This window comes from Pseudomonas sp. H1_D05 (assembly GCF_054682705.1).
In genome coordinates this window covers 930,744-946,878 of record NZ_CP162825.1, presented here as the reverse complement: position 1 = coordinate 946,878, position 16,135 = coordinate 930,744, and the positions used below count along the sequence as shown (strand labels likewise).

Genomic DNA, 16,135 nt, shown 5'->3' with positions numbered 1-16,135 from the left:
GAAAATATCAAAATTGGCATGGCCGGTCTGACCAGTGGCCATATCCGCGTAGGAGATGCCGAAGGCTGCGATCTTCTGATCTTGTTTTTAAGATCCAGATCAAAGGATCGCAGCCTTCGGCAGCTCCTACACGGGAAATCAGGGACGAAAAAAAACCGGCCAATCACTTGGCCGGTTTTTCATGCTGCGGGTTTAACGTCGCAATTAAGCGCCGTATACCGGCAGTTTCTTGCAGATGGCTTTGACTTTCTCACGAACGGCGTCGATCACCGCTTCGTTGTTCAGGTCAGCCAGGATGTCGCAGATCCAGCCAGCCAGCTCTTTGCACTCGGCTTGCTTAAAGCCGCGAGTGGTCACAGCCGGAGTACCGAAGCGCAGGCCGGACGTGACGAACGGCGAGCGTGGATCGTTTGGCACGGAGTTCTTGTTCACGGTGATGAACGCTTTGCCCAGCGCGGCGTCGGCGTCTTTACCGGAGATGTCCTGCTTGATCAGCGACAGCAGGAACAGGTGGTTCTTGGTACCGCCCGACACTACGTCGAAACCGCGCTCGATGAACACTTCGGCCATGGCCTGGGCGTTCAGCACCACTTGTTCCTGGTAGGCCTTGAACTCAGGCTGCAGCGCTTCCTTGAAGCAGATCGCTTTAGCGGCGATCACGTGCTCCAGCGGGCCACCCTGGGCGCCCGGGAATACCGCGGAGTTCAGCTTCTTCTCGATCTCGGCGTTGGCGCGAGCCAGGATCAGGCCACCACGTGGACCGCGCAGGGTCTTGTGCGTGGTGGTGGTCACGACGTCAGCGAAAGGCACCGGGTTCGGGTAAACGCCAGCGGCAACCAGACCGGCTACGTGAGCCATGTCGACGAACAGATAAGCACCGACTTTGTCGGCGATGGCGCGGAAGCGTGGGAAGTCGAGAATCTGCGAGTAGGCAGAGAAACCGGCCACGATCATTTTCGGCTTGTGTTCAACCGCCAGACGCTCGACTTCGTCGTAGTCGATCAGGCCGTTGGCGTCGATGCCGTACTGTACGGCGTTGTACAGCTTGCCGGAGGAGGAAACGCTGGCGCCGTGGGTCAGGTGACCACCGTGGGCCAGGCTCATGCCCAGAATGGTGTCGCCACCTTGCAGCAGGGCCAGGTAAACAGCGGCGTTGGCTTGCGAACCGGCGTGCGGCTGAACGTTGGCGTAATCGGCGCCGAACAGTTCCTTGGCGCGGTCGATGGCCAGTTGCTCAACAACGTCAACGTACTCGCAACCACCGTAGTAACGCTTGCCTGGGTAGCCTTCAGCGTACTTGTTGGTCAGGACCGAGCCTTGAGCTTCCATCACCGCTGGGCTGGTGTAGTTTTCCGAAGCGATCAGCTCAATGTGTTCTTCCTGGCGCTGAGCTTCTTGCTCCATGGCGGCAAAAAGGTCGGCGTCGTACTTGGCAATAGTCAAATCACGGCTGAACATGGCGGTCCTCAAGGATCGGGGGCAGAAAAGGGGGGCATTCTAACCCAATGGGTTTTGGATGGCATATGAAACGACATCATGTCGCAGACAAGTGGCGTTCATGACAGATGTGCGGTGCTTTTGAAGGCCTCTTCGCGAGCAGGCTCGCTCCCACAGTAACCGGGGTGCTCTTGCGATTTCCTGACCGACATCAATCCCTTGTGGGAGCGAGCCTGCTCGCGAATGCCGCGCCGCAGGACTTCAGTCGAACATGAACAGTGCATCATTACTGAACTGCGCCTCAAACCGCCCCGCCGGCATCGGCCGCCCGAACAGATACCCCTGAACCTCATCGCAACCATGCTCACGCAAGAAGTCCAGCTGTTCATGGGTTTCCACGCCCTCGGCGATCACCGCCAGATTCAGGCTATGCGCCATGGCGATGATCGCCCGGGCGATCTGCGCGTCCTGCTCACCGGACGGCAAACCATCGACAAAGGTGCGGTCAATCTTCAACACGTCGATCGGGAATTGTTTTAGGTAGTTCAGCGATGAGTAACCGGTGCCGAAGTCGTCGACCGCAATGCTCAGGCCAAGGTTTTTCAGCCCGGCGAGAATCTGCATCGCTTCGCTGACTTCGCGCATCAGGATACTTTCGGTCAGCTCCAGCTCCAGACACGCCGGTGGCAGGCCGGTTTCACGCAGGATTGTGGCGATCCGCGTGCCGAGTTGGCCATCGGAAAATTGCCGCGCCGAGATGTTCACCGACACCTTCGGCACACGCACACGATTCTGGTGCCAGGTCTTCAGCTGACGGCACGCCTCGCTGATCACCCAGTCGCCGACGTCCACCACCAGACCCAGCTCTTCCAGCACCGGAATGAAATCCCCCGGCGGCACCAGGCCACGGCGCGGATGGCGCCAGCGCAACAGCGCTTCGGCGCCGGTCAGGCGTTTGCCGTCACCGCTGAATTGCGGTTGGTAATACAGGACGAATTCGTTCTGTTCCAAGGCGTGGCGCAAATCGCTTTCCAGTTCCAGACGCTCCAGCGCACTGGCGTTCATGTCGGCCTGATAGAACTGGAAGTTGTTCTTGCCGCGCTCCTTGGCGTGGTACATCGCGGTGTCGGCGTTCTTCATCAACTGGCTGAGTTCGTTGCCGTCCTGTGGACTCAGGGCGATGCCGATACTGGCGGTGACGAAGAACTCGCGGCCTTCGAGCACGAATGGCCGCACCAGGCTGCCGAGGATCTGCTCGGCCACATGAATCGCCCGGTTCAGCGCCAGTTCGCGGCTGGAGCGATGTTGCAGCAGCAGTGTGAATTCGTCGCCGCCCATGCGCGCCACGGTGTCGTCATCGTCGACGCAGGCCAACAGGCGCGTGGCCATGTCTTTCAACATGCGGTCGCCAGCGGCGTGACCGAGGGAGTCGTTGATCGGTTTGAAGCGGTCGAGGTCGAGGAACATCAGCACCACCCACGATTTCTGCCGCTCGGCCGATTGCAGCGCGGTGTGCAGACGATCCTGGAACAGCGTGCGGTTCGGCAAGTGGGTCAGGGCGTCGTAGTAGGCGAGGCGGTGAATCCGCTGCTCGCTGGCCTTGCGTTCGCTGATATCGCTGAAGAAGCACACGTAACTGGCCAGATCGCCTTCGTCGTCGAGCACCGCGGTGATGCCGACCCACGCCGGGTAATGCTCGCCGTTACGGCGCTTGAGCCAGACTTCGCCTTCCCAGGTGCTGTGCTGATGCAATTGTTTGAGCACGTAGCGCAGGTGCGCGTCCTGTTGCTCATCAACGGTGAGCATGTTCGGCAATTGGTCGAGCACTTCGCTCACGGCGTAACCGCTGACGCGACTAAAGGCTTCGTTGGCTTGCACGATGTAACCGGCCGGGTCGGTGATCAGGATCGCCGAGGTCGAGTGTTCGAAAACCGTGGCGGCCATGCGCAGGTCTTTCTCGGCGCGGCGCTGCTGGCTGATGTCGCGACCGACACCGAGTACGCCTTCGAACGCGCCATGTTCATCCCACACCAGCACCAGACGCAGCTCGATCGGGATCTTGCGGCCATCGGCGCGCAGGCAGTCGAACAGGAACAATTGCGTCTGTACCTGATTGCGCAACACCGCCAGTTGCTCGGGTTTGTCCAGCGCCTTGCTGACGCGATCCATCAGCGTGTAGATGCCGCTCAGTTGTTGCGGGTTGGCGATAGTCGATTGCCAGCCGTTCTGGAAAATCCACTCCGCGTCATAACCCAGCACGGCCTGCACCGACGGGCTGACGTAGTTCAGCGAGAGCTTACTGTCGGTGGAGAAAATCACGTCGCTGATGCTTTCGGCGAGCATGCGGTAGCGCTGCTCGCTGTCGCGCAGGGATTCGCTGGCTTCGATCTGTTCGGTGATGTCCTTGGCCACGCCGATGATCCGCGTGACCTGATCGTGTTTGTCCCGTGCCAGTGCCTGTTCGCGAATATCGAAACGCCGCCATTTGCCGTCGCGATGGCGGAAACGCAACTGGCACTGGAGCAACTGACTGTAACCGGCGTGGCGCTGCATCTGCCGCGAGCGATGGTAGTAGTCGGCATCTTCCGGGTGCAGGAGGATTTCCCAGAAATACTCACCCATCTGGTGCAGTTCGGTGCGGTTGTAGCCGAGGGTCTGACCGAGGTGGTGGTTGCTGAAAATCATCCGCTGGCTGATCACGTCCTGCACATACAGATGATCCGGCACGGTGCGCACCACGTCTGACCAGAAGCCTTCACGTTCGAGCAGCGACAGTTCGATCAGCTTGCGGCTGGTGATGTCGTTGATGCTGAGGATCACCGCTTTGTAGTCGTGCTGCTCGGTCGGCAGACGCAACACCATCCACAGGTGCTGGTCGCGGCCGTTGATGTCCGGCAGTTTGATTTCCAGTTCCAGCTGCTTTTGTTGCTGCAACACAGCGTCGAGCACTTGATTGCCGATGGCGCACTGGCGGTGCGGATGGCCGTCGATCAACAGCTGCCAGGCGTGCTCGCAGGAGTTGACGTTAAGCAGTTGCAGCGCGACCTGGTTGACCTCGGTGACGCGCAGTTCCTGCAACAGTTGCTGGCGCTGCGCCGGTTGGTCGAGCCAGGCCTTGAGCTGGTCGCTGGTCTGGATCTGCGCCTTGTCGAAGACCTGCTTCAGACCGGACAGGTCCAGCACACAGAGGGCCACGCCAGTGCCTTCGAAGATGTCCTGATAACGCCGGCGACCCTCATGCAACTGGCGCTGGCGCCGGCGCATGTTGAGCAGGGCAATCACCGGCAACATCGAGAACGCCAGGCCCAGCAGGCATTTGCCGATGAACGCCGGCAGCAGTTCTTCGAGCACACGCTGGCGGTCAAACAGACCACGCAACTGCCAGTCGCTGCTGCTCAGCGGCACGGTCAACACCGTGTTGGCCATGTCGTCCGGACTCAAGACGCCAGCCTTGGCCGAGGGCTGCGCTTCGTCACGGCTGATGATCTGATGATTGAGGCGGTTTTCCACCAGCCACAACGGGCGGATGCCGGTTTCGCCCTGTTTGGTCAGCGAGTCGAAGAACGTCGGAGTCAGGCGCAATGCCCAATAACCGCGCGTGCTGCCGCTGGCCTGATGCAATAACAGATGCACCACAGAACCGTCGTCGGCGTTGCTGAAGTAATGCGCCTGTGCACGGCTGCGGCGTACCAGTTCGGTGAGGTAGCTGGCGTCGTGGCTGTTGTCGTCACTGTCGCTGATGATTTTGCCGGAAGGGGTGAGCAGGGCCAGGCTGCGCAGGTCAGGCAAGGATTGCTGGAGCTTGCGCAATAGCACCTGCTGTTCGTCGGCTGATTGCGGTTGTTCGACGATCGGTAGCAGATTGAGGGCGATTTGCGCGTTCAGCGCCATGTTCAGGCTGACCTGCGCGGCGAGGTCGGCGGTGTAATCGATGGTGTACTGACGCTGGTTTTTCTGGGTTTCGCGCAGTTGATCGAGCAGTTGCCAGAACAGCAACGCCAGCAATAAAAGCACGAGCGTCGCCAGCGCACCCTTTAATGTACCGCGCAGGGACGAGCCGGGCGCCGGTGGGGTGCTGCTCACAGAAGCTGGCGGAGTGACATTGGACAAGCTGTGATCCTGCGATTTGGCTGGACTGGCGCGACGTGCACTATAAGCCGGACGCCCAAAGGGCGGCTAGCATGCCTTGAGTCGTGGCGAAGTGCCAGCCCCGCGCGGCTGGACTGCCACCGGTCATTAAGGTAGCTTTGCCGGTTACGCGGGAGCGTTCCAGCTCCTAGACTCAGACTTTTTCAGCGCGCACGCATTGATAACCATCAAGTGAACGACGCGCATGGTCTGGCCGGGCTTCGCCTGCGCTGCAATCATTCATCTGTCACTGACCCAAGGTTCTCCATGGCTCAATACGTCTTCACCATGCATCGGCTGGGCAAAGTTGTTCCGCCGAAGCGGGAAATTCTCAAAAACATTTCGCTGTCGTTCTTCCCCGGCGCCAAGATCGGTGTACTCGGCCTCAACGGTTCGGGTAAGTCCACGCTGCTGAAAATCATGGCTGGCGTCGACACCGAGTTCGAGGGCGAAGCCCGTCCGATGCCGGACCTGAACATCGGTTATCTGCCGCAAGAGCCACAACTTGATCCGACCAAGACCGTGCGTGAAGTGGTCGAGGAAGCGGTCAGCGTGATCAAGGATGCGCAAGCGCGTCTGGACGAGGTCTACGCCGCTTACGCCGATCCGGATGCCGACTTCGACAAGCTGGCCGCCGAGCAAGCCAAACTCGAAGCGATCCTGCAGGCCAGCGATGGTCACAACCTTGAGCGTCAACTGGAAGTCGCCGCCGATGCGCTGCGTCTGCCGGCCTGGGACGCCAAAGTAGAACACCTGTCCGGTGGTGAAAAACGCCGTGTGGCCCTGTGCCGTCTGCTGCTGTCCGCGCCGGACATGCTGCTGCTCGACGAACCGACCAACCACTTGGACGCCGACTCGGTGGCGTGGCTGGAGCACTTCCTCCACGACTTCCCGGGCACTGTGGTAGCGATCACGCACGACCGTTACTTCCTCGATAACGTCGCTGGCTGGATTCTCGAACTCGACCGCGGCGCGGGCATTCCATACGAAGGCAACTACTCCGGTTGGCTTGAAGCCAAGTCCGATCGTCTGGCCGCTGAATCCAAGCAGCAGTCGGCGCACGAAAAAGCCATGAAAGAAGAACTGGAGTGGGTGCGCAAAGGCGCGAAAGCCCGCCAGTCGAAATCCAAGGCGCGTCTGCAACGCTTCGAAGAAATGCAATCGCAGGAATTCCAGAAACGCAGCGAAACCAACGAGATCTACATCCCGGCCGGTCCGCGCCTGGGCGACAAGGTCATCGAATTCAAGAACGTCACCAAGGGCTACGGCGATCGCGTGCTGATCGACAACCTGTCGTTCTCGATGCCGAAAGGCGCCATTGTCGGCGTGATCGGCGGTAACGGTGCCGGTAAGTCGACCCTGTTCCGCATGCTGATGGGCAAGGAACAACCGGATTCGGGCAGCATCGAAGTCGGTGAAACCGTGCAACTGGCCTGCGTTGACCAGAGCCGTGATGACCTGGATGGCAGCAAGACTGTATTCCAGCAAATCTCCGACGGTTCCGACCAGATCCGCATCGGCAACTACGAGATCCCGTCGCGTACCTACGTCGGTCGTTTCAACTTCAAGGGCGGCGATCAGCAGAAGTTCGTCAAGGATCTGTCCGGTGGTGAGCGCGGTCGTCTGCACCTGGCGCTGACTCTGAAGGAGGGCGGCAACGTCCTGCTGCTCGACGAACCGTCCAACGACCTCGACGTGGAAACCCTGCGTTCCCTGGAAGAAGCCCTGCTGGACTTCCCGGGCGCTGCCATTGTGATCTCTCACGATCGGTGGTTCCTGGACCGTGTGGCGACGCACATCCTGGCGTACGAAGATGACTCGCAAGCGGTGTTCTTCGAAGGCAACTACACCGAGTACGAAGCGGATCGTAAAAAGCGTCTCGGCGAAGCGGCTGCTCAGCCACACCGGGTACGTCACAAGAAACTGGCCTGATATCGGGTTGGTTGCATGAAAAAACGGAGCCTTCGGGCTCCGTTTTTTTTTGTGTTTTTCAGGTTTAACCGAGTCGAACCCTTCGCGAGCAAGCTCGCTCCCACAGGGGAACGCATTTCAAATGTGGGAGCGAGCTTGCTCGCGAAGGGGCTGTAACTGTTGGTGCATGACGTGAATCTAATCTCACCATTAGAGTGCAAAGCAGGTCCAAAAACCGGCCTGATTTATATCCTGTGCACCATTTAATTTCATAACTGCGACATTTTGCTCTGTTCCTGTGCGCAATTCGTTTGTTACAGTCCGGCCCAATCTCCTCCAACGACAATAAATTTGCCGAGACTTTTCCCATGATCGAATCCGTCGAATCCTTCCTCGCTCGCCTGAAAAAACGCGATCCGGATCAACCCGAATTCCACCAGGCCGTCGAAGAAGTCCTGCGCAGTTTGTGGCCGTTTCTCGAAGCCAATCCGCATTACCTGAGCTCGGGGATTCTGGAGCGCATTTGCGAGCCGGAGCGCGCGGTGATGTTTCGCGTGTCGTGGGTCGACGATCAGGGCAAGGTCCAGGTCAATCGCGGGTTCCGCATCCAGATGAACAGCGCCATCGGCCCGTACAAGGGTGGCCTGCGTTTCCATCCGTCGGTGAACATGGGCGTGCTGAAATTCCTCGCCTTCGAACAGACCTTCAAAAACTCCCTGACCTCGCTGCCAATGGGCGGCGGCAAGGGCGGCTCCGACTTCGATCCGAAGGGCAAGAGCGACGCTGAAGTCATGCGTTTCTGCCAGGCGTTCATGAGCGAGTTGTACCGCCACATCGGCGCCGACGTTGACGTGCCGGCCGGTGACATCGGCGTCGGTGCGCGCGAGATCGGTTTCCTGTTTGGCCAGTACAAGCGCCTGAGCAACCAGTTCACCAGTGTGCTGACCGGCAAAGGCATGACCTACGGCGGCAGCCTGATTCGTCCGGAAGCCACCGGTTTCGGCTGCGTATATTTCGCTGAAGAAATGCTCAAGCGTCGCGGGCAGACCGTCGAAGGCAAGCGTGTGGCGATCTCCGGTTCCGGCAACGTCGCGCAATACGCGGCGCGCAAGGTGATGGACCTGGGCGGCAAGGTGATTTCCCTGTCCGACTCCGAAGGCACGTTGTATTGCGAAGCCGGGCTGAGCGAAGAGCAGTGGCTGGCACTGCTGGAACTGAAAAACGTCAAACGCGGACGCATCAGCGAACTGGCGGCAGCGTTCGGCCTGGAATTCCGCGCCGGTCAGTTGCCGTGGTCGTTGCCGTGCGATATCGCGCTGCCGTGCGCTACGCAGAACGAACTCGACGCCGAAGCCGCGCGCACACTGCTGCGCAATGGCTGCGTGTGCGTAGCTGAGGGCGCGAACATGCCGACCACGCTCGAGGCTGTGGATATCTTTATCGAGGCCGGGATTCTGTTTGCGCCGGGCAAAGCGTCCAACGCTGGCGGTGTGGCGGTGAGTGGTCTGGAGATGTCGCAGAACGCCATGCGCTTGCTGTGGACGGCAGGTGAGGTGGACAGCAAGCTGCACGCGATCATGCAGTCGATCCACCACGCTTGCGTGCATTACGGCGAAGAGAACGGGCGCATCAACTACGTCAAAGGCGCGAACATCGCCGGCTTCGTCAAAGTCGCCGACGCAATGCTCGCGCAGGGCGTGGTTTAAGCCGGTTCGATGCGGATCACTTCAATCACTTGATCGCCGGCGGGGCGCTGCCACAGCACCTCGTCATTGAGCCGGGCACCGAACAGCGCCCGGCCCAAGGGTGAGCCCCAATTGATCAGGCCTTTGCTGGCATCGGCCTGATCTTCGCCGACCAGTTGCACCCGGCGTTCGGTGTCGTGTTCGTCGGCGTAGGTCACCCAACTGCCGATCTGCACTTTGTCGGTGGAGGTCGCGGCAACCGCGACTTGTGCGCTGCTCAGGCGTTGATTGAAATACCGCAAATCCCTTTCCAGATCCGCCAGACGCTGCTTGTCAGCCTGCTCTCCTTTGGCCGATTGTTCGGCATGCAAGGTTTGCAGTTCGGCGACTTTCTCCTGCAGCTGCGCGAGCCCTTGAGCAGTGACGTAGTTGGGCTGCGTGCTGACCTGCCGTTCTACCGGCTGATCGGCTTGCGCGGCGGCGTTGTCTTCGTTGACGAATGCGCGACTCATGGTGTCCTCCTCGTATGAGGTTTGGGCCATGCTCGCAGGCATTTGGTTTCACTGGATGTCTGGAAACGACTATTGCGAGCGATAGGCCCGCCCGGCGTCCTGATCTTTCTGTTGCTGCCAGGCGCGCTCGCGTTCGTCCCAATGTTCATTGCGATACTGTTCGCGGTCCTTGTTTTCCAGCATTGCCTGACACTGGCGGAAGCCGTCGGTCCAGCCTTCGGCGTATTGCTTGTCCTTCAGATAGCGCGGCACGTTCTTGCGAAACTCGCCGCTGATCGAACCCGCCGCCTGACGACCGCTGACACAACCGTCATCGAAGCCGTCGGCGAAGGCCGGTGGATAACCCTTGGCGATCAGATCTTCATGGGTGGTCTGGCAACCGCCCAGTAACAGCACAACACCCAGCAAACCCGCACACCGCCACATCGCACTCTCCCGCGCCGGTTCTCCGGCCTATGGGGAAAGTCTAGAAGCTGATTCATGAGGCGGCTGTCGAAGCGCCGTGAAAAATCCATTAACACCACAAATCCCCTGTGGGAGCGAGCTTGCTCGCGAAGGCTTCGTGTCAGGCAACTCTGATATCGACTGACCCACCGCTTTCGCGAGCAAGCTCGCTCCCACATTGGTTTTGGGATCAGTAGTGATACCACTTCACTTCAAGCATGACCTCGGTTTCCGGGGTGGCGAGATGGCTGAACTCACGCTGCGCACTCAGGCGCAAACCAAGGTTGCGCGACAACTCCCACTGCTGATTCAGACTCAGACTGCGGCGCACTTCGCCATTGAAAAAGTAATCACCTTTGGCTTCGAGGCTGAGATTGCCCAGCGGGTTTTTCCACAGCACGCCGGTATTGAAACCGCCGGCCGGGGAGACGAATTCGGCGAAGTCATTGTTGTGCTCGACGCGCACGGTGCCGAGGGCAAAACCCAATACGTCATCACCCAACGCCCAAGTGCCGCCACCGCCACCATTGACGTGGCTGACCAGCGTCTCGTCATCGTGCTTGCCCGGTACGCGCTCAAGACCACCAGTGACTTGCCACGACAGTGGCTGCAGCAGCTCATTGCGCGGTGTCAGCGAACGAATGGTCGCCAGATCCAGTTGCTGGAACTGCCAGTGATTGCCCTCGTACTGACGTAGCTTCATCTGCAGGATTTCAATCTGCGCGCCGAGCGGGAAGCTTTCGGCGTTGTCATTCAGGTCGTGATACGCCATGCGCAAGCCGTACTCACCGAACGCACGGTCGCCACGGGTGCCGAGACCGGCCTGCCAGGTGCGCGATTCGTGGCCGTCTTCGGGCAAGCCCGGTTGTGGGATGTCCAGTTCGGGGGCGGGGTTCTTGTTGATCGCCCGCAGCAGTTCAAAGCTGCGCTGTGCCCGTTGTGGATCGCGTTCCTGGCCGTTGGCGCGGTAGCGCTCCAGACGATATGCCGCGTCGATGATCAACGCTTGACGGTCGCGGGGCAGGGCTTTGAACGCCGGATCCTGCAACTGCTGTTGATCGGCGCTGACGTTCAGCACCCATTGCTGTTCGTCACTGTTCAAAGGCTCGGCACGGCTGAGCAATTCGCGCTCGCGGGACGGGCGGTATTCGATACTTTCCACCAGCCCGGCTTCCTTCACCGCTTTGACGGTGTCGGTGGGAATTGCGGTCAACGGGAATTGTTCGGTCAGGCGCAGGCTCGGCCGCGCCACCTGCAGCAACTCAAGCAGACGATACGAGCAGTTTTCGTCGAAGAAGAAATAGTCGAACTGGATCTGCTTCAACTCCCACACATGCTCGACCATGCGCGCGGTTTCTTCCTGGGTCAGATTCAATCGGTATTCCCACAGATCGCGGTTTTCCAGGCTGCGGTATTCCGAGAGTTTTTCCTGATAGGGCACCAGCGCGAACAACCCGGGATAGCCGCCCATCAAACCTTTCCAGGCATACAGAATGCTGTTGTCCGAACCTTCGATGTAGGCACCGAAGTTGATCGCGTAACTGAGCAGCGAGGTCTTGTCGGCCTGCACATCGGCTTGATCGATGCGCAGCAGGGTGTGGCCGAACATCGATGACGGACTGTTCAAATAAGCCGCCGGGAAGATCATCACCGCGCTGTGCGGCGAGACGTCCTTGAACCACTTTTTGTATTCGGCGCATGCCGGTGTCGGCAGATCGCTGAGATTGAGTTGCGCCTTCAGCCAGCGAGTGCGCGCCGGATAAACACATTGCGCATGTTGCTCGCCAAGACTGGCCGGGGCGTACAGCGCTTGCACGGTGGTCGCCAGCTCATGATCGGGATGTTCATTGCCATCGGGCGCAAGAAAGAACTTCTTGTCGCTGACATAGCTGCGCCAGCCGCCAAGCTTGGCGGTTTCGTAGTGACCGAGGGAAATCCAGAAGTGGTCGTTGGCCAGTTGCTGCAAACGTTGAGGGTCGATGTGGGGCGCGGCGGACAGCGGGGCGCAGACACAGAGCGCCAGCCAGGCAAGGCGTTTGAGCATAGTCGGCAACTTGAACAGGAAAGAAATAAAGACCCAATGAGGGCGGGCCGAAAAAACAAAACCCGCTTCCCGAAGGAAGCGGGTGGGGTCGAGCTTAAGCCTGAGTTGCGTACTTGGCCAGACGAGGATCCGATTTCAGTACGGCCAGGGTGTTGGTATGCACGTCTTCAGCGGTCACGTCAGCCTTGCTGAAGATCTGCTGGAAGTGCTCGTGAGTCACAGCAGCGAAGTGCGCACGGTCTTCCGGCGCCACGCCCAGTACCACGGCATAAGTCGTCAGCGCTTCGCCGTTGCCTTTGGCCATGTCTTCGGACAGCTCGTTCATCATGCCATTCATGGCAAACCAGGATTTGCCGCCGTAGGTCAGCGATGCGTTGGTCGAGCAACCGTTGGTGCCGGACGTCATCCCGAAGGTGGCGTTACCGGACGTGCCGTTGGTGGTGGAAGCGAGGAAGTGAGCAGGGGTGCCACGCTGACCTTCGAACAGCATGTTGCCCCAACCGCAATCCGGGCCGCCTGGAGCTTGCGCCATTGCGTTGATGGATACAGCGGTGAAGAGAGTACCGAGAAGAATCCGTTTCATAGCTTTTTTCTCTTTGTGTGCATACCAATGGACAGGGTTCTGGCCCCCCAAGCTCTGTACGAAACAGATCAAAACGAAGCCAGTGGGCCGGTATTAGTTCCAGCCGCGCAGTTTGGAGTTTAGGCACGTTCCAGGGGTTCCGTGGTTTTTTGCAAAATATTTGGAATAAACCCCGGTTTCAGGGGGCGGGCCGCAGGCTTGGCCGGTTGTCTATGCTTTGTAGTGTGGCGCGCCTTGCCAGTGGGGCACGGGCAGCGCCAGAATGCCGCTATCTGCCCCGCCTGATTGTTAAGGAAGCCCGATGCCTGATCCTGTTGCTGCCAGCTTGCGTCTCGCGCCCGAAGCGCTGACCCGTCCGTTTTCCGCTGAACAGTTCAGCTTCACTACCACCAATGATCTGGAGCCCTTTCGCGGTGTGCTCGGCCAGGAACGCGCGGTCGAAGCCTTGCAGTTCGGTGTGGCCATGCCACGCCCCGGTTACAACGTATTCGTCATGGGCGAGCCCGGCACTGGTCGTTTCTCGTTCGTCAAACGCTACCTGAAGGCCGAAGGCAAGCGCCTGCAGACCCCGGCGGACTGGGTCTACGTCAATAACTTCGATGAGCCGCGCGAGCCGCGTGCGCTGGAACTGCCTTCGGGCACTGCCGGCGCGTTTATCGGTGACATCAACGGTTTGATCGACAACTTGCTGGCGACGTTTCCAGCGGTGTTCGAGCACCCGTCCTATCAGCAAAAGAAAAGTGCCATCGACCGTGCATTCAACCAGCGCTACGACAAAGCCCTCGACATCATCGAGCGCCTGGCCCTGGAAAAAGACGTCGCCCTGTACCGCGACAGCAGCAATATCGCCTTCACGCCGATGCTCGACGGCAAAGCGCTGGACGAAGCCGAATTCGCCCAGTTGCCGGAAGCCGATCGCGAGCGTTTCCACGAGGACATCTCCGGTCTCGAAGAGCGTCTGAACGAAGAACTCGCCAGCCTGCCGCAGTGGAAGCGCGAATCGAACAATCAACTGCGTGCGCTCAACGAAGAAACCATCACCCTAGCCTTGCAGCCATTGCTGTCGCCGCTGTCGGAGAAGTACGCCGAGAACGCTGCGGTCTGTGGTTACTTGCAAGCCATGCAGGTCTATCTGCTGAAAACCGTGGTCGAGCAACTGGTCGATGACAGCAAGACCGACGCCGTCGCGCGCAAACTGCTGGAAGAACAATACGCACCGAGCCTGGTGGTCGGTCATCCGCTCAGCGGCGGTGCGCCAGTCGTTTTCGAGCCGCACCCGACGTACGAAAACCTCTTCGGTCGCATCGAATACACCACCGATCAGGGCGCGCTCTACACCACTTATCGTCAGTTGCGTCCGGGCGCCTTGCACCGCGCCAACGGCGGTTTCCTGATTCTTGAAGCGGAAAAAATGCTCAGCGAGCCGTTCGTGTGGGATGCGCTGAAACGCGCCCTGCAATCGCGCAAGCTGAAAATGGAATCGCCGCTGGGCGAGATGGGCCGTTTCGCCACTGTGACGCTCAACCCGCAGCACATTCCGTTGCAGGTCAAAGTCATCATCATCGGTGCGCGGTCGCTGTACTACACGCTGCAAGACCTCGATCCGGACTTCCAGGAGATGTTCCGCGTCCTCGTGGATTTCGACGAAGACATCCCGATGGTCGACGAGAGCCTGGAGCAATTCGCCCAGTTGTTGAAAACCCGTACTTCGGAAGAAGGCATGGCGCCGCTGACTGCCGATGCGGTAGCGCGCCTGGCGACTTACAGCGCACGTTTGGCCGAGCACCAAGGGCGTTTGTCGGCGCGTATTGGCGATCTGTTCCAACTGGTCAGCGAAGCGGATTTCATCCGTCACCTGGCCGGCGATGAAATGACCGATGCCGGGCATATCGAACGTGCCTTGAAAGCCAAGGCCACGCGCACCGGTCGTGTGTCGGCGCGGATTCTCGACGACATGCTTGCCGGGATCATCCTGATCGACACCGATGGCGCGGCGGTCGGCAAGTGCAACGGTCTGACCGTGCTCGAAGTCGGCGATTCGGCGTTCGGTGTGCCGGCGCGGATTTCCGCCACGGTTTACCCGGGTGGCAGCGGCATTGTCGACATTGAGCGTGAGGTCAACCTCGGTCAGCCGATCCACTCCAAAGGCGTGATGATCCTCACCGGGTATCTGGGCAGCCGTTATGCCCAGGAATTCCCGCTGGCGATTTCCGCGAGCATCGCGCTGGAGCAGTCGTACGGTTACGTCGACGGCGACAGCGCGTCGCTGGGCGAGGCGTGCACGCTGATTTCGGCGCTGTCGAAAACCCCGCTCAAGCAGTGCTTTGCGATCACTGGTTCGATCAACCAGTTCGGCGAAGTGCAGGCGGTGGGCGGGGTCAACGAGAAGATCGAAGGCTTCTTCCGACTCTGTGAAGCGCGCGGGCTGACTGGCGAGCAGGGCGCAATCATTCCACAGGCCAACGTGGCCACGCTGATGCTTGATGAGAAAGTGTTGGCGGCGGTGCGTGCCGGGCAGTTCCACGTGTACGCGGTGCGTCAGGCCGACGAGGCGTTGAGTCTGTTGGTGGGCGAACCGGCCGGTGAACCGAATGCCGACGGCGAATTCCCGGAAGGCAGCATCAACGCACGGGTGGTCGAGCGCTTGCGCGACATCGCCGAGATGATCAGCGAAGAAGACCTCAAGGAAGCCGAGAAAGAGTTGGCCCAAGAAGCGCTGGCCGAAGCCAAACCGGCTTAACAGTCTTAAAGCGAACCCTGTGGGAGCGAGCTTGCTCGCGAAAGCGGCGTATCAGTCGACGAATCAGTTGCCTGACACTCCGTATTCGCGAGCAAGCTCGCTCCCACAGTTGTTTTTCCAGATTGATTTTTGTGGAGATCTTCGGGAGATATGCCACAACTCTGACGCCAATATTCACACAATGACCATTCGGCGCCTTCTGGTCTCATTCGGCTTGCGCAGCGGACTTTTCTTCTATTCTCAGCTCAAGGATATCGACAGTATCACTGGATCGAGCCAGTCCTCCCGTGAGGGCTGAATACCGGCTTCACCGAGGGTCGCCGCCATGTCGCGCAACCTCTGTCTCACCCGTCAATGCCTGGGTCTGGTGACCCGTATCGAATGCGCCATCAAGCCGTTGGCCGGCGATAACGGCATGTGGACGCTGCTCTTCGCGGCCGGCATGGCCGGTGAACAACCTTCCGCCATCAAAGCTCAGGGCCCGTTTCATGGGCCGGTCGCCGCCGAATCGATACTCGACACCATCGTTGAAAGCCTGACCTTGCACGGCTATGAACTGGCCGATGATCCGCAGATCTGGAGCCTGCACCTGCAAGCCCAGTTGCGGCAGATCAACGGTGGCCGTGGCCGCGCCCTGTAGGCGCTGCCGCA

At 59.7% G+C, this 16,135-nt stretch carries 10 protein-coding genes; 4 read left to right on the top strand and 6 right to left on the bottom strand.

Features of this window, described 5'->3' with window-relative positions:
* Window positions 1-204: 204 nt before the first annotated feature.
* Both glyA and morA read right to left on the bottom strand, forming a co-directional pair.
* The gene (gene glyA, locus AB4O11_RS04295; RefSeq protein ID WP_093434775.1) at window positions 205-1,458 is read right to left on the bottom strand and encodes a serine hydroxymethyltransferase; all 1,254 of its coding nucleotides are present in this window, start codon (window positions 1,456-1,458) and stop codon (window positions 205-207) included.
* 240 nt (window positions 1,459-1,698) lie between these two features.
* A complete protein-coding gene (gene morA / locus AB4O11_RS04290) occupies window positions 1,699-5,547 on the bottom strand; it encodes a cyclic di-GMP receptor MorA (RefSeq protein WP_093434777.1) in 3,849 nt (1,282 codons plus the stop codon).
* Between the two features lie 285 nt (window positions 5,548-5,832).
* Between morA and ettA the strand changes: the two genes are divergently transcribed.
* Together ettA and gdhA are read left to right on the top strand one after the other, a co-directional pair.
* Window positions 5,833-7,497, top strand: coding sequence for an energy-dependent translational throttle protein EttA (ettA, locus tag AB4O11_RS04285; RefSeq protein ID WP_099757230.1), 1,665 nt, complete (start codon window positions 5,833-5,835; stop codon window positions 7,495-7,497).
* 347 nt (window positions 7,498-7,844) lie between these two features.
* Window positions 7,845-9,182 carry an NADP-specific glutamate dehydrogenase gene (gdhA, locus tag AB4O11_RS04280; protein ID WP_194934845.1) on the top strand — a complete coding sequence of 446 codons (1,338 nt, stop codon included), beginning with the start codon at window positions 7,845-7,847 and terminating at the stop codon, window positions 9,180-9,182.
* Here the strand turns inward: gdhA and AB4O11_RS04275 are convergent.
* The 4 genes from AB4O11_RS04275 to AB4O11_RS04260 form a co-directional block, all read right to left on the bottom strand.
* Window positions 9,179-9,673 (bottom strand): GreA/GreB family elongation factor, encoded by a 495-nt coding sequence (locus tag AB4O11_RS04275; RefSeq protein ID WP_414925453.1) that lies wholly within the window; start codon window positions 9,671-9,673, stop codon window positions 9,179-9,181. The two genes, gdhA and AB4O11_RS04275, sit on opposite strands and share 4 nt — an antisense overlap.
* Before the next feature lie 69 nt (window positions 9,674-9,742).
* On the bottom strand, window positions 9,743-10,099 hold the full coding sequence (locus AB4O11_RS04270; protein ID WP_093434789.1) for a hypothetical protein: 357 nt from the start codon (window positions 10,097-10,099) through the stop codon (window positions 9,743-9,745).
* 208 nt (window positions 10,100-10,307) lie between these two features.
* Entirely contained in the window at window positions 10,308-12,161 is a 1,854-nt protein-coding gene (locus tag AB4O11_RS04265; RefSeq protein WP_460130216.1) for an Lnb N-terminal periplasmic domain-containing protein, read from the bottom strand.
* A gap of 94 nt (window positions 12,162-12,255) precedes the next feature.
* Window positions 12,256-12,744, bottom strand: a complete 489-nt coding sequence (locus tag AB4O11_RS04260) for a DUF3015 domain-containing protein (protein WP_007909797.1) — start codon at window positions 12,742-12,744, stop codon at window positions 12,256-12,258.
* A 301-nt stretch (window positions 12,745-13,045) separates the two neighbouring features.
* On the opposite strand from AB4O11_RS04260, the gene AB4O11_RS04255 reads away from it, so the two are divergent.
* Both AB4O11_RS04255 and AB4O11_RS04250 read left to right on the top strand, forming a co-directional pair.
* Window positions 13,046-15,484 (top strand): Lon protease family protein, encoded by a 2,439-nt coding sequence (locus AB4O11_RS04255; RefSeq protein ID WP_460089017.1) that lies wholly within the window; start codon window positions 13,046-13,048, stop codon window positions 15,482-15,484.
* 325 nt (window positions 15,485-15,809) lie between these two features.
* Window positions 15,810-16,124, top strand: coding sequence for a PA4575 family protein (locus tag AB4O11_RS04250; RefSeq protein ID WP_007909799.1), 315 nt, complete (start codon window positions 15,810-15,812; stop codon window positions 16,122-16,124).
* The last annotated feature ends 11 nt before the right edge of the window (window positions 16,125-16,135 follow it).

Excerpts from the sequence above, each read along its gene's own strand:
- AB4O11_RS04265 (WP_460130216.1), bottom strand. The coding sequence starts at position 12,161 with ATGCTCAAACGCCTTGCCTGGCTGGCGCTCTGTGTCTGCGCCCCGCTG.
- glyA (WP_093434775.1), bottom strand. The coding sequence starts at position 1,458 with ATGTTCAGCCGTGATTTGACTATTGCCAAGTACGACGCCGACCTTTTT.
- AB4O11_RS04260 (WP_007909797.1), bottom strand. The coding sequence starts at position 12,744 with ATGAAACGGATTCTTCTCGGTACTCTCTTCACCGCTGTATCCATCAAC.
- AB4O11_RS04255 (WP_460089017.1), top strand. The coding sequence starts at position 13,046 with ATGCCTGATCCTGTTGCTGCCAGCTTGCGTCTCGCGCCCGAAGCGCTG.
- AB4O11_RS04275 (WP_414925453.1), bottom strand. The coding sequence starts at position 9,673 with ATGAGTCGCGCATTCGTCAACGAAGACAACGCCGCCGCGCAAGCCGAT.
- ettA (WP_099757230.1), top strand. The coding sequence starts at position 5,833 with ATGGCTCAATACGTCTTCACCATGCATCGGCTGGGCAAAGTTGTTCCG.
- AB4O11_RS04250 (WP_007909799.1), top strand. The coding sequence starts at position 15,810 with ATGTCGCGCAACCTCTGTCTCACCCGTCAATGCCTGGGTCTGGTGACC.
- AB4O11_RS04270 (WP_093434789.1), bottom strand. The coding sequence starts at position 10,099 with ATGTGGCGGTGTGCGGGTTTGCTGGGTGTTGTGCTGTTACTGGGCGGT.
- gdhA (WP_194934845.1), top strand. The coding sequence starts at position 7,845 with ATGATCGAATCCGTCGAATCCTTCCTCGCTCGCCTGAAAAAACGCGAT.